The following is a 14450-nucleotide window of genomic DNA, read 5'->3' as shown; positions in this document are numbered from 1 at the left end:
CGAAGGCTCGGGAAAACGCTCTTCGCTGGCTCTCGTCGGTTCGTTGTCGCCGACGCCCGGCGGAGGCCGTGCTAGGGAGCGCTGCGCGTCGCCTGTTGAGCCCGCAAGCTGGTTTTATCTCTCACCGATGAAGGCCGAGGCATCGTGGGCTGCCAGCCCTGCGCGCGCGATCGCGCGCGCCCTCGGGCTGCAGCGTCTCCGCTTTGCTAAGGTACGGTGCTCTTCGCTGTGGCGCTGAGCGGCCGCAGTCTCGCTGCGGCCGCGTGTCGAGGTCCCGAGTGGAGGTCTCATGTTTCGTCTTCGTGTCCTCACCGTGTTCCCGGTCGTCATCGCAGCCGCGGCGTCGGGCGTCGGCGTCGCGGCGGGCTGCAGCGCCGAAGGCATACGATTCGATTTCGACGGGAAGCCTGGGGGCAGCGCGAGCGCCGGCGGGGCGAGCGGCGCCGGCGGGGCGGGCGGCGCCGCCGGCGAGCCGGGCGCCCAGACGGGCGGCTCCGACGGCTTCGGCGGCATGCTCAACATCGATGCAGGGGCGACCGAGGAGGCGCCCGACGTGGCGGTCAACCCGTGCGGCAGCGCCTGCGGCCCCGTGGAGCTGTGCGGCGTGGATGAGCTCGGCGTGGACCACGACGGGCTCGACGACGACTGCAACGGGATGATCGACGAGACGTGCGCGTGCATCGCCGGCCAGGCGCACTCTTGCTTTCGCGGCGACCCGTCCTTCCGGCACAGCCCGGGGTGCTACCCCGGCACCCAGCTCTGCGACGAGACGGGCACGTGGGGCCCGTGCGTCGGCGGCGTGCACGCGGACGAGAATTGCCACATGAGGGATGTGACGGGGTGCCACCCGATCCAGGCGGCCCCGTTCGCCAACGTCGACCTGAAGGAAGGCACCGGCTCGTTCAGCGGGGATGCGGTCCCGGGCTCCGAGGTCTGGACCGTGACCTGCCCGCCGGGCGTGGACCCGTGCCCCTCGGTCGGCGGCTCGGACCCCGCGGACGATTTCAAGCCCCTGCAGTCGGGCGAGTACACGGTCACGTACACGAAGCGCGCGGCGGGCGGCGAGACCGCGACCTGCGCTTACCCGCTGTTCGTCGGCGCCCGCGGCCTGCGCGTCGAGCTCGAGTGGGAGCACGATCCGTACAGCGTCGATCTGGACCTCTACCTCCACAAGCCGAACAACACGCAGCCCTGGACCATCGGCGGCTCGAGCGTCGCGTGCGGCTACGGGAACTGCACGCTCGATGGCATCGTGGAGGGCTCGTCCATCCGCTGGTTCGGCGACGACGCGGCGCCGCCCGAGCCGGTGAACTGGTACCTCGATCCGGAGGAGACCAACAACACGTGCTTCTACGCGCCCCGCGGCGTGGGGGACGCGTGGCGCTCCTACGGCCAGGGATGCCATAACCCGCGGCTCGACCTCGACAACATCGCCTGCCTGCACCGCGTCACCGACCCCGACAACCCGAACTTCTGCGCGCCGGAGAACATCAACGTCGACTTCCCGCCGAAGGACGGCTGGATGCGGGTCGCCGTGCACTACTTCGGCGGCACGGCGTCGTTCGATGTGCACCCGCGGGTCAAGATCTTCTGCAACGGCGAGCTCGGGGCCGATCTCGGGCCCACCGGCTTCTACGACCCCGAGGAGCCCGTGGCGTTCACCCCGGAGGACTCCGGCGACAGGTTCTGGCTCGTGGCCGACGTCATGTTCCCCAAGCCCGATCCGGGGCAATGCAGCAACCCCACCTGCGTCGTCCGGCCGATCTACCAGGACGAGACGATGAAGACGCCGTTCCTCTCGGACGCGCGGACCGTGGTGAGGCAGTTCGGTCCGCCTTACCCCAACCTGCCCAGGCCCTGACGCCGCAGCCGGGGCCGGCGGCGGGCGCGCTCACGCCTCGACGCCGGCCCGCTTGAGGAACGCGAGCGCGGGGCCGAGCGCGTACGCGGGCGCCCTGCCCAGGCGCAGCTGCTCCCCGGTCGACAGGTGAAGCAGCAGCCAGCGCGGCGTGAGGCCCGGCTCGTCGACGTCGGCGTCCGAGGCCGGCGGGGTCGACACGCGGGCGATCGCCTGGATCGGATAGGTCCGCCGGAAGCCGCGGCCTTCCTGGACGATCTCGGCCCGCTCGAAGTCGAGGCGGAACAGGCCGTGGAGCCGGCGGCGCCGGCGGACGACGAGCAGCGCCGCGGTGGCGCCCGCGGTCCACGTCCCCGCGATGAAGAGGATGGGAGAGGGCGCCGCGCGCGCGGCCACGATGCCCACGATGATCAGCGAGGCGGTCAGCGCGAACGCGGCGACGCGGCGCACGGCGAGGTCGAGGCCGTCGCCCGGGCACTCGCAGACGAGCACGGCGGGGCCGAGCGCCCGGATGGCGCCGTCGGCGTTCGAGAGCAGGACGTCTCCCTCAGGCACTGCGTTCCTCCCGATCGGGTGAGGATGTCGATACCGCAGCGGGGCGGGGGAGGCCATCCCCCGCCCCGCGAGACGAGCTCCCTCGCCGGGTGCCTACCGTGGACGCCCGGAACAACCGGGCTTCGAGGATCGATTCGTGTCCTGAGCTCCGTTTCCGCCCGAAGCAGCCCGAGCGGACCGGGGATTCGGACGCGGGCGGGCGGAGGCGTCAGTCCACTAACGCTGGCGTCGCCGCGCGGTCGCGGCGGAGATCGACAGGACACCACCGCACGACCGGAGATTTGCCGCGAAGGGGGGCGATTGGAGGTGTGTGGCACGCGATGTGCCGCTGGCTTGATGGGGCGACTCGATGGGGCGACTCGATGGGGGAGCAGAGACGCCGATCGCGCAATCAGGGCGGCCGTCACGCAGATCGCGTGGGGACGCCGAGGCTCTCACGGGGGCATGCGCGCTCGGGCCGAGCTGCAGGAGGAGGACGCTGCGATGAGTTGGATCGTGAGACTGGCACTGCTCGCGGCGGCCGCGGGCTCGATCGCGGGCTGCGCCGAGGAGCGGAGGCCGCTCAGCCAGGTGCAGGCGAACGCGCTGGCGAAATCGTTCTTCGTGGGGGCCGATCTGCAGAGCAAGGAGGACGATCCGGAGTTCTGGACGCGCACCACGGTGGTCGACGTGGGCTACGGCGCCTCCCAGGACGGGCTCTTCTCGTCGTCGTACGCGCAGGCGGAGGTCGCGCGCATCAAGTGGGTCATCCAGGAAGACCTCCTGATCGGGCGCCTCACCTACGAGCGCGTGAACGACACCGACGGCAAGGGCGCCGGCGCCGCCACGGACGACGGCGTCGTGGCCGTCGCGTACAAGATCCTCTCGCATTTCGACGTCCAGCGCGATTACAACCGGTCGACGGGGGAAGAGACCAACGTCGTCGTCGAAAACACGACCGACCGCCCCTGGTACGCGCGGGAGTACATGCGCGTCGACTGGTCGAAGAACCTGAACGTCGACTCCTACGACTTCGACACGCTGTCGCTCATCGGCGTCTACGGCGGCGTGCAGTACGAGCCGCTCTCCTATTACGTGAGCGACCCGAGCCACCCCGACGCGCCCCACTTCGACGCCGAGGAGGGATATTTCGACGTCACCAACAAGGCCTTCGCGATGCCCCAGCTCATCGATCTGAGCCACCTCGGGTGGGGCATCGGCAGCTTCCCGGCCTGCATGCTCGACGCGGATTTCCCCGGCGGCACCGCGCCGGTCGGCTCCTGCAACCCGGTCGAGGTCACGCTCCGGCAGTCGTTCCGCCGCGTCGTCGACCGGGACTACGAGCCCGCGGAGTGGGACGGGTACCGGTTCCAGGCGTTCGGCCCCTTCGTGCGAGAGCGCTTCGGGTACGCGCGCAACTACGGCATGAGCGACGCCAAATGGCACCGGATGATCACCCGGTACAACCTCTGGGAGCGCAGCCACTACTACGCCGATCCGGAGCGCATGACGGGCGAGATCCGGTGCTTCACGCCCGAGACGACCCCGCCGCTCGCCGACCCGCACCGCGACGACGACGGGAACGGGACCGAGGACGAGTGCGAGGCCGTCACCGGGGCGACGATGGACGTCGATGGAGAGCGGGTGACGGTGGGCCCCGGGTCGCGGTGCGACACGTTCAAGCAGCGATGCACCCTGCCGTACCAGCGTCGCGAGGCCGTGCCGCAAGCCTGGTACGTGACGTCGAACAGCAACCCCGACTATTTCGACGCCACGGCCTCGGCGGCGCACGAGTGGGACGTGGCCCTGCGCAGCGCCGTCGTCACCGCCAAGCACGTCGAGTGCGTCCGGACGACGGGCGACGCGGCGCGCTGCGGCGCGGCGTTCCCTGTCTACGACGGGCAGATGGACGACAGCGCCGACGCCGTCGCGCTCGCGCGCGAGGTCGACGCGTGCCGGCGCGACGCGGCGCGCGCGGGGCAGGGGTGCGACGCCCTCGCCGACGAGCTCGGCGCGCGGCGCGGCTACGCGCCGGGCGTCGTCGCCCTCGCCAAGATGCCCGAGATGATCGTGCTCTGCCACAGCCCGGTCGAGGCCGCCGACCCGGAGGCGTGCGGCGGCCCCCGGCTGCCGGAGGGGGTGACCGCGAGGATGTGCAGCGACGAGCGCCGGAAGGAGGCGGGGCGCGATCCCGCGCTGATGAAGGCGTGCGGGGCGGCGCTGAGCGCCCGGATCGGCGACCTGCGCTATCACCAAATCAACAACTTCGAGGCGCCGCAATCGCCCTCCGCCTGGGGCATCTACAGCGACTCGGAGGACCCGCTCACCGGCGAGAAGATCGCGTCGAGCATCAACGTCTGGACGCACGTCAACGACATCTGGAGCCAGGGCATCGTCGACACGGCCCGGTACATCAAGGGAGAGCTGAAGACCGAGGAGGTCACCGACGGCGACTACGTCCGGGACTGGGCGCAAGCGAGCGACGGCGCGTCGAAGGGCGGCGCGCTGCCGCGGCTCACGCGGGAGGAGATCGCCCGGCGGATCGCCGGCGCCGCCGGGGCTACCGCGGAGGACGCCGCCGGGGTCTCCGGCCAGCTGGCGCGCGATCCAGCGCTGCGCGAGGACCTGCGGCGGCTCTCGAAGGAGGTGCGCGCCATCGCGGCCGACGCGACGGCGCCGGACAGCATGCGCGCCGTGTACGAGGCGCGCCGCAAGTCCGCGGTGGGCACCGAGCTCGAGGCCGAGCTCACGACGAAGACGATCCAGCAGCTCACCGGCGTGGAGGCGCTGCCGCTCACGGACGAGGTGATGCGCTTCGCCTCGCCGCTCCGCGGGGCCAACCCGAGCGTGCAGCGCGAGCTCAGGAACCTGAAGGAGGTGGCGCTGGCCGAGCGCGGCGCGTGCGTGATGCACGAGGCGCCGGCGCCGCTCGCGACCGCCAACCTGGCGGACATCCTGGAGGAGAAATTCGCGAGCAAGCACGGGCGCTTCGGCGAGGGGGACGCCGCGCAGGAGCTGCGGCGCGCCGAGGCCATGCGGCGCTACCTCGCGCAGCGGGCGCACTACGCGGTGATCCTCCACGAGATGGGCCACTCCGTCGGCCTGCGCCACAACTTCGTGAGCTCGTCCGACGCCTGGGGCTACCGGCCGCAATACTGGCAGCTGCGCACGAACGACGGGCGGGTGAAGACGCCGTGCGAGACGCTCTCGGAGGACGGCGAGGCGTGCGTCGGGCCGCGCTACTACGACCCCGTCACCGAGAACGAGCGGAAGCACCTGATCTGGATGTTCATGCACTCGTCGACCATGGATTACGCCGGCGAGCCCACGCAGGACCTCATCGGGCTCGGCGCCTACGATTTCGCCGCGGCCCGCATGTTCTACGGCGACGTCGTCTCCGTGCACGCCGACCCGAGCTACAGGGCGGCCACCCCGCGCGGCAAGGGCATGCTCGCCAAGATCGACGACTTCGGCGGCATCCTCGGCATCCAGCCCGAGTACGACGACGAGGATATCCATTACTCCGACCTGCAGAACAAATACGAGCTGATCCGGCCGGGCAGCTGCGTCGAGGTCGACCCGAGCGCCTACAGGCCGTCGGACTGGGACGAGGAGCAGGGCGGCGCCTGGCACCCCGTGCTCGACGGGCACATCGTGCCGGTCGACGGCAAGTACACGCGGTGCCGGCAGCAGAAGGTCGATTACGTGCCGTGGCGCGCGCTCGAGACGCCGAAGGGCGTGAAGGGGCCCTCGGTGGACCCCGCGGGGCGCACCCGCGTCCCCTACGGCTTCGCGACCGACCGGTGGGCCGATCTCGGCAACCTGAGCGTGTACCGGCACGACAGCGGCGCGGACGCCTATGAGCTCTTCAACTTCTTCATCACGCAGCAGGAGGTGAATCACATCTTCGACAACTACCGCCGCGACCGGCAGGCCTTCAGCGTGCGCGCGGCGTCGGAGCGGACCTTGAATCGGTACAACGCCAAGATGCGCGACGGCGCGAAGGGCCTCGGGCTCGTCGCGAACATCTACCGCGAGTTCGCGCTGGACCGCGGCTACGACTTCGACACGTTCTGGGTGCACGCCGCGGGCAACCTCTTCCAGCAGAACATCCTCGCGGCCGGGATCGCGTTCGATCACTTCGCGCTCCAGATGGCGCGCCCGCAGCCGGGCGAGCACTTCCTGCCGGAGGGCGACACCGTCCTCCGGTCGTCGAGCGACGTCTTCGGCGATCCCGGGGATACGGTGGTGGTCGTCCCGAACGGCGCCACGGGCTATTTCGGCGACGTGGCCTTCGGCGGCAAGCCGCTCGAGAACGCGCTCGCGGAGGACAAGGGCGAGTACGACTCGTCGTACACGATGAACGCCGGCTCTTATTACGACAAGGCGTGGGTGGCGATGCTGATGACCGAGTCGGTCGACAACTTCGTCAGCGACTCGCGGCACGACTTCCTCGACGCGCGCTACCGCGCGGTCTCGCTCGCCGACGTGTTCCCGGAAGGGTACCGCCGCTGGCTGGCCAACAACCTCACGGGCGACGACGCCATCAAGGGGGTGCGCATCGAGGCCGACGATCGCGGCCGTCCCGTCAGGGACGCGAGCGGGTATCCGGCCAGCGCGCTCGGCTGGACGTCGTGGTGGAGCGAGGCCGGGCCGGAGAGCTGCTTCCCCGGCGCCGGGAGCACCGTCTGCAGCGCGTACGGCGCGGTCGACAGCGCGCCGTGGAACCCGCGGGCCCCGGCGAAGGTCGCCGTCCTCGACCCCCAGATCGGCTGGGAGCAGCAGAAGTTCCTGATCGCCTGGACGCTCCTTTACCTGCCCGAGAACCAGAAGCAGAGATGGCTGGACATGATGCACATCTGGGAGACCGGCGCGGACACCGATCCTGGCTTCCCGAACCGGATCGAGCTCCACCATCCGTCCGGGAAGGTGTTCGTGGCGAAGGCGTACGGGACCGAGACCATCTTCGGCAAGGTCGTGCAGAAGGGCATCGGCGCGCGCGTCCTGGAGTACGCCAACGAGCTCCTGGCCAAGGCGTATGTCACGGAGCCCGGCCCCGACCTCGACGGCGACGGCAAGGCGGACTGGCACAAGGTGAAGCTGAGCCCGGAGAGCGGACAGCCGATCGTGCGGTGGGATCCGACGGTCGCCGCCATCACGCCCGACGGCGAGGTCTTGCGGGACGGCGTGCCCGGATGCGAGGAGGACGCCGACGCCGCCGACGACGACTTCAGCGATTTCCATCGCTGCACGTGCTCCTCGAACCGCGCCTGCGTCGCGCTCGAGGCCTACGTCTCGGTGCCGGTGTTCATCCGCCAGGCGCTGTCGGCGTTCAAGCTCGGCGACCCGACGATGAGGGGCCTCCACTGACCTCGCGCGCGAGCGGGCCCTTCGTCAACGATATGCGCCGCGCGAGGACACGCGCGGCGCGCTCGCCCCACACCCAGCGATGCCGAGCGATGCTCGTCCCCGTGATCACGAGTGCAGCGGGCTCATCGAAGGAGGCGTCGCCATCGTGTGGACGCCCGCTCCACGAGGACCCGAGCGACCCGTGGCGGCGCAATGGTCGTGGCATCTTGCCGCAGGGAGGCGATTCGCCCCATGCGGGCTGCCCGTTCGCCGCGGTCCTGGACGTGGGGTCTCCGTGGCGCAGCTCTTGCTGAACTTTTCCATGAAATGACGTGCTGTTGGACACCGCCCACCCCAGGCGTCTCCTGGTTCGGTGACGCAGGACGGCCGGACAGGTCGCGGTTCCGACGAGTTGCACCCCAAGCCCGCCATCGTGGAGCTCCGATTCCGCCGTAGCGCCGGTGCATGACACCGGGAACGTAAAGAAGACAGCCGTTCTTGCGTCGCGAGCGTTGAAGCGTCGGTTGCCCGAGGGCACACAGAGAGAAGCAGCCATGGACTTCGAGAATGTCACGCACGTCCAGAAGGCGCAGGCACGTGTAGGGGCGGTGCTCAACGGCGCGTGGCGGCTGGATGCGCTGATCGGGCTCGGGGGGATGGCGGCCGTCTATGCCGCGACGCATCGGAGCGGCGAGCGGGTCGCGATCAAGCTGCTGCACCCCGAGCGGGCGCGCGACAAGGTGGATCGGGCCCGGTTCCTTCGCGAGAAGGCCATCGTGAACACCGTGAATCACCCCGGGGTCGCGGCGGTGCTCGCGGACGACGTGACCGAGGACGGGTCGCCCTTCCTGGTGATGGAGCTCCTGGAGGGCGAGACCCTCCTCCAGCGCTGGAAGGCGCAGAAGGGCCCGCTCCCTCCGGCGGAGGTCCTCGCCCTGAGCGAGCAGATCCTCGAGGTGCTCGCGGCCGCGCACGAGAACGGGGTCATTCACCGGGATCTGAAGCCCGACAACATCTTCCTCACCCGCGAGCACGGGGTGAAGATCCTCGACTTCGGCATCGCGCGCCTGCGGGTCCCCTCGTCGCAGACGTCGCTCGCCGGGCTGCGGGCGATGGGGACGCCGGCGTACATGCCGCCCGAGCAGGCGCGCGCGCGCTGGGATCTCGTCGATGCGCGGACCGACATCTGGGCGCTGGGAGCGACGATGTTCTCGCTGCTCACGAACCGGTACGTGCAGGACGCGCCGACCGTCAACGAGCTCTTCTTCCTGCGGATGACGTGTCCGATCCCGTCGCTCGCGCGGATCCAGCCGTCGATGCACCCCGCCGTGGTGCGGGTGGTGGACCGGGCGCTCGAGTTCGCGCAGGCGGATCGCTGGCCGGACGCGCGGTCGATGCTGGCAGCGGTGCGCGAGGCGCAGGCTGCGGTCGGGGTCGCGCCGCCGTCGCGGGCCACCCTCGCGCCGCCGTCGCGGAGCACGATCGTGCCGCCGTCGCGGAGCGCGATCGCGCCGCTGCCCCGGAGCACGGTCGCGCCGCCGCCGCCGCGGGGAGTGCTCGCGCCGTCGACGGACGTGCGCGACCTCGGCGCGCTGGAGGCGCGGCCGCCGTCCGGTCGCGCTCAGGCGCAGCCGCGGTCCTCCCGGACCTCGGCGCTCTCGTCGCCGGCGTCGCTCGCCACGGTCCCGCGCGCGCTCTCGACGATCCCCCGCGCGCCTTGACCGCGAATCCGCCGGCCGCCCTGACCGAAAAGGCACGGAGGGCGCAGAGAATGGGTGCACTCTCTGCGTCTTCCGTGCCTTTTCGGTCGCCCTCGGCGCGGCCTCGACGCCCGCGCAGGGGTGGGCCGCGCCTCGCCCGGGGCGTGCGGCTACGCGCTCAAGCCGGCGAGCAGCTCGCTCGGCCGGAGCACGGCGCGGCGCTCCGACTCCCGCCGGGCCAGGAGCGTCTCGTAGATATCCATGTAGCTCGCCATCATGCGCTCCGCCGAGTAGCGCCCCAGCGCGAGCTTCCGCCCCCGCTTGCCCATCGCCGCGGACCGCGCGGGATCTGCCTTGAGCTCGGCGAGCTTCGCGGCGAGCGCGCCGACGTCGTCCGAGGGCACGAGGAAGCCCGTGTCGCCGTCGGTGATCAGGGCAGGGATGCCGCCCACGGCGGTCGAGACCACGGGCAGGCCGGTGGCCATGGCCTCGACCATGGAGAGCGGCAGCCCCTCCGACGTCGACGAGAGGACGAAGACGTCGCTCGCGGAGAGGAGCTCCGGGACGTCGTGCCGCTCGCCGGCGAACACGACGCGGTCGCTGATGCCGAGCTCCTCGGCGAGGGCGCGCAGCGAGGCGGCCTCCGGCCCGTCCCCGACGAGGAGGAGGCGCCCGTTCTCCGACAGGACACCCGCGTTCGCGGCCGCGCGGAGCAGGAGGGCGTGGTTCTTGACCTGGGACAGGCGGCCGACCGCGCCGGCGACCCACGCGTCCTGGGGGATGCCGAGCTCGGTCCGGATGCGGCGCCGGGCCGCGGAGTCCGGCCTGAACCGGGAGAGATCGATGCCGTTCAAGACGACGTGCAGCTTCGAGCTCGGGACCTCGTTGTGCTTCAGCATGAAGTCGGCCGTCGGCTGCGACACGGCCACGTGCGCGTCGGCGAGCTTGGCCGCCATGTGCCGCAGCCACGCCCGGCGGCCCTGATCGAACATGGCGCCGTGCAGCGTGTGGCACACGGGCACGCGGTGGAGCCGGCCCGCGGCCGTCGCGTAGATGAGCGGCAGCTGGTTGTGCGAGTGCACGATGGAGACACCATGCTTGGCGAAGAACGCCGCGAGCTTCCCGGGCAGCTTGACGTCGAAGCCGGGGCGCTTCGGGAGCATGTGGACCGAGACGCCGCGCTCCCGGAGCTGCGCGGCGCGCGGCCCGTCGGGGTTCGTCTCGATGCCCACGACCATCACCTCATGCCCCGCCTCGCGCTGCAGCCCGGCCAGATCCACCACGACCTGCTCCGCGCCTCCCACCTGGAAGGAGTTCAGCACGTGCGCGATCACAAGACGGTTGTGGCGCGCGCGGGTCATCGGTGCATGCTGGGTCGTCTTCATAGGGTAATCTACGCTCATGGTTCCCCTCTAGGATGCGCTCGGAGGCATGTAGTCTGACCTGAGAGAAACCCCTCCTTCGTGTCCTCGTCCACTGGGGGAAGTTACCACAGAGTCTATGAGGCAAGGAGGATTCTCTGTGAATCTCCTCAGCACGCCTCGTACCTCTGGGTTGAAGTGAGGGGATGCCTTCACCAGCCGGTGAGTTGACTACGTGAAAGCACTGCTGTGGCACATGACGACAGCTGTGACAAAGGGCACCGCCGCGGCGTCGCGCGCCGCGGCCTCTCCCCCGAGCACAGCGGCCATGGCGCCCCGGAATTCCGGCAGAAGTCGCCGCGGTCGCGCATTTTTTTCGGTGCCGAGGAAGAGCCCAGTGTTCACGATGTCACCGGCCAGGCTCCTTGCGAAAAGCGTGCGAGCTGCGCCACGGTCCGGTCCGGCATCTGGATCGAGGTGGGTCAATGGAGTGAATTGACCTACACGGTGGGAGTTTTGGCGGCGCGTGGGGCACCTCGCCATCGTGGCGCGTTGCAGCGCGTCCGTCTCCGCGCGGTGGGGGCGGGGCTGCGAGCTCGTGACCGGCGGGCTCGCGACGGGTGGGGGGCTCGCGGATCCCGCCATGCTGGGCGGCGGGGCGGGCTCGTCATGCTGGCGGCGGGGCGGGGCGGGGCGGCTCGCCGTGCGTGCGGTGTGCGGGGAGCAAGGCTGAGGGGCTGGACCAGCTGCCCCCTGTCCTCAGGGCTGTCGTGAAGGGGGACAGGGGGCGAGCTGGTCGAGAGGTGGGGCTCACGGGCCCGTGAGCATGACCCTGCGGTCGATCGCCGTCAGCGCTCGGGCACCTGGGCGCAGACTGCGAACGTGGTCAGCGCCACCGTCTGCCCCTTCTTGCCGTAGCCGCCCTCGAACACGGCGGTCGAGGTCCAGCCCGCGCGGCCCTCGTCGGCGGTGTCGAGCGGCGAGTTCTCCACCACCCTGCTGGTCGCCTGGGCTCCGCCGGAGATCGAGAATCCGCCGCTGAGCACGACCTCACCCGCGTTGCAGAGCGCCTTGACGTTGACGAACGCGCTCGTCGGCCCTGCCTCGCGCGTCACCGAGACCACGTGGATCTTGGCGATGCCGGGCGACCCCATGGGCCCTTGCGGGCCGCGCTCGCCCCTCGGACCCTGCGGACCCTGCAGACCCTGCAGACCCTGGATGCCCTTGGCGCCGTCGGCGCCCTTGTGGCCCTGGGGACCGATGGCGCCCGCGGGACCCGCGGGGCCCTGCGGCCCGCGCTCGCCGCGCTCGCCCTTGGGGCCTTGCGGACCCTGCGGACCCTGGGGACCGCGCTCGCCCTTGGACCCTTGCAGACCCTGGGTGCCCTTGACGCCGTCGGCGCCCTTGACGCCCTGCGGACCGATGGCGCCCGGAACACCCGCGGGGCCCTGCGGCCCGCGCTCGCCGCGCTCGCCCTTGGGGCCTTGCGGACCCTGCGGACCCTGGGGACCGCGCTCGCCCTTGGACCCTTGCAGACCCTGGGTGCCCTTGACGCCGTCGGCGCCCTTGACGCCCTGCGGACCGATGGCGCCCGGAACGCCCGCGGGGCCCTGGGGACCGCGCTCGCCGCGCTCGCCCTTGGGGCCTTGCGGACCCTGCGGACCCTGCGGACCCTGGGGGCCGCGCTCGCCCTTGGGCCCTTGCAGACCCTGGGTGCCCTTGACGCCGTCGGCGCCCTTGTGGCCCTGGGGACCGATGGCGCCCGGAGCGCCCGCGGGGCCCTGGGGACCGCGCTCGCCGCGCTCGCCCTTGGGGCCTTGCGGACCCTGCGGACCCTGGGGGCCGCGCGCGCCGTCGGCGCCCTTGAGGCCCTGGGGACCGATCTCGCCCCTGAGCCCCTGGGGACCCTGGAGGCCCTTGACGCCGTCGGCGCCCTTGTGGCCCTGGGGACCGATGGCGCCCGGAGCGCCCGCGGGGCCCTGGGGACCGCGCTCGCCGCGCTCGCCCTTGGGGCCTTGCGGACCCTGGGGACCCTGAGGACCGCGCGCGCCGTCGGCGCCCTTGAGGCCCTGGGGACCGATCTCGCCCCTGAGCCCCTGGGGACCCTGGGTGCCCTTGACGCCGTCGGCGCCCTTGAGGCCCTGGGGACCGATGGCGCCCGGAGCGCCCGCGGGGCCCTGGAGACCGCGCTCGCCGCGCTCGCCCTTGGGGCCTTGCGGACCCTGGGGACCCATCTCGCCCTTGGGGCCTTGCGGACCCTGGGGACCCTGAGGACCGCGCGCGCCGTCGGCGCCCTTGAGGCCCTGGGGACCGATCTCGCCCCTGAGCCCCTGGAGGCCCTTGACGCCGTCGGCGCCCTTGAGGCCCTGGGGACCGATGGCGCCCGGAGCGCCCGCGGGGCCCTGGGGACCGCGCTCGCCGCGCTCACCCTTGGGCCCCTGGGGCCCTTGAGGACCGCGCTCGCCCTTGGGGCCCTGAGGGCCCATGTCGCCCTTGGGGCCTTGCGGACCCTGAGGACCCTGAGGACCCATCTCGCCCTTGGAGCCCTGGGGACCCTGGGGACCGCGCGCGCCGTCGGTGCCCTTGATGCCCTGAGGACCCATCTCGCCCTTGGGACCCTGGGCACCCTGGAGGCCGTGGACGCCGTCGGCGCCCTTGAGGCCCTGGGGACCGATGGCGCCCGGAGCGCCCGCGGGCCCTTGGGGACCGCGCTCGCCCTTGGGGCCCTGGGGACCCTGAGGACCCATCTCGCCCTTGGGGCCCATCGGCCCCTGAGGCCCACGCGCGCCGTCAGCGCCCTTGAAGCCCTGAGGACCCATCTCGCCCTTGGGCCCTTGAGGGCCGCGCACGCCGTCGATGCCCTTGAGCCCCTGCGGGCCGACGAGCCCCTGCGGGCCGACGAGCCCCGCCTGCCCCGGCGCGCCCGGCTCGCCGCGCTCGCCCTTGGGCCCCTGCGGGCCCGCCGGCCCCTGCGGACCGCGCTCGCCCTTGGGCCCCTGCAGCCCCATGGGCCCCTGCGGGCCCGGCTCACCCTTGGGCCCCTGCGGCCCCTGCGGACCGCGCTCGCCCTTGAAGGCCTGCTGACCCACGAAGCCCTTGCCCCCGCGGGGCTGGGACACCAGCTCCTCCGAGGCCTGGCACTGGTCCGGGCTGTCCACGCTCCGGAGCTGTCCAGTGTGCTGGTGCTTGCATGCGTAGCTCAGATGGGCGTCAGCCGTGCCCTGATCCGAATCGGCGGCCCAGACCGCGCCTGCGCTGGCCATCACGCCCGCAAACCCGGCGATGATTCCAGCAGAAACCGCACTCGCTCGATACTTTCGCATGTGAGTCCGCCTTTCTATCGATTTCGAGCTTTGATGCGCTCGATTCCCGCAGACAGCCGTGTTCAGATCAGGTGGAGCCCACAGGCGAGCGAATCGGGCGAAGGGCGACTCCAGGGCGGATCTCCGCCCTGGCCCTGCGCCGACCTCTCGACGAAAGTCCCACCAATTGCCGGCACGAAAAGCCAGGGCGATGCGTCGATACGACACCCTGCGGGCCACGCCACGACGCGTGGCGCAATCAGGTGCCGCCAGCGCTCGAAGGCTCCAGTCGCCAACCCGCTGTGTCTGGAGCGATCCTAAGTTGATGGGGGCGGCTCACCAACCC

At 71.6% G+C, this 14450-nt stretch carries 6 protein-coding genes; 3 read left to right on the top strand and 3 right to left on the bottom strand.

Annotation, left to right across the window (positions count from 1 at the left end):
• Positions 1–289 precede the first annotated feature (289 nt).
• Positions 290–1861, top strand: coding sequence for a hypothetical protein (locus tag WME83_RS33650; protein ID WP_437313806.1), 1572 nt, complete (start codon positions 290–292; stop codon positions 1859–1861).
• A gap of 30 nt (positions 1862–1891) precedes the next feature.
• Here the strand turns inward: WME83_RS33650 and WME83_RS33645 are convergent, their stop codons facing one another.
• Positions 1892–2413: a hypothetical protein gene (locus WME83_RS33645; RefSeq protein ID WP_437313805.1), complete on the bottom strand. Its 522-nt coding sequence runs from the start codon at positions 2411–2413 to the stop codon at positions 1892–1894.
• Positions 2414–2908: 495 nt separating this feature from the next.
• Here WME83_RS33645 and WME83_RS33640 point away from each other — a divergent pair, with 495 nt between their 5' ends.
• Together WME83_RS33640 and WME83_RS33635 are read left to right on the top strand one after the other, a co-directional pair.
• Complete coding sequence (locus tag WME83_RS33640) at positions 2909–7762, top strand: hypothetical protein (RefSeq protein WP_437313804.1); 4854 nt, start codon at positions 2909–2911, stop codon at positions 7760–7762.
• A 440-nt stretch (positions 7763–8202) separates the two neighbouring features.
• Positions 8203–9462: a protein kinase domain-containing protein gene (locus WME83_RS33635; RefSeq protein WP_437313803.1), complete on the top strand. Its 1260-nt coding sequence runs from the start codon at positions 8203–8205 to the stop codon at positions 9460–9462.
• 149 nt (positions 9463–9611) lie between these two features.
• On the opposite strand, the gene WME83_RS33630 is transcribed toward WME83_RS33635, so the two are convergent.
• Both WME83_RS33630 and WME83_RS33625 read right to left on the bottom strand, forming a co-directional pair.
• Complete coding sequence (locus tag WME83_RS33630; protein ID WP_437313802.1) at positions 9612–10826, bottom strand: glycosyltransferase; 1215 nt, start codon at positions 10824–10826, stop codon at positions 9612–9614.
• Positions 10827–11650: 824 nt separating this feature from the next.
• Positions 11651–14065, bottom strand: coding sequence for a hypothetical protein (locus WME83_RS33625; protein WP_437313801.1), 2415 nt, complete (start codon positions 14063–14065; stop codon positions 11651–11653).
• Positions 14066–14450: the final 385 nt, after the last annotated feature.

This window comes from Sorangium sp. So ce385 (assembly GCF_051474135.1).
GTDB classification, from domain to species: domain Bacteria; phylum Myxococcota_A; class Polyangia; order Polyangiales; family Polyangiaceae; genus Sorangium; species Sorangium cellulosum_D.
This window is presented reverse-complemented; position numbering and strand designations above follow the sequence as displayed.

Excerpts from the sequence above, each read along its gene's own strand:
- WME83_RS33650 (WP_437313806.1), top strand. The coding sequence starts at position 290 with ATGTTTCGTCTTCGTGTCCTCACCGTGTTCCCGGTCGTCATCGCAGCC.
- WME83_RS33630 (WP_437313802.1), bottom strand. The coding sequence starts at position 10,826 with ATGAAGACGACCCAGCATGCACCGATGACCCGCGCGCGCCACAACCGT.
- WME83_RS33625 (WP_437313801.1), bottom strand. The coding sequence starts at position 14,065 with ATGGCCAGCGCAGGCGCGGTCTGGGCCGCCGATTCGGATCAGGGCACG.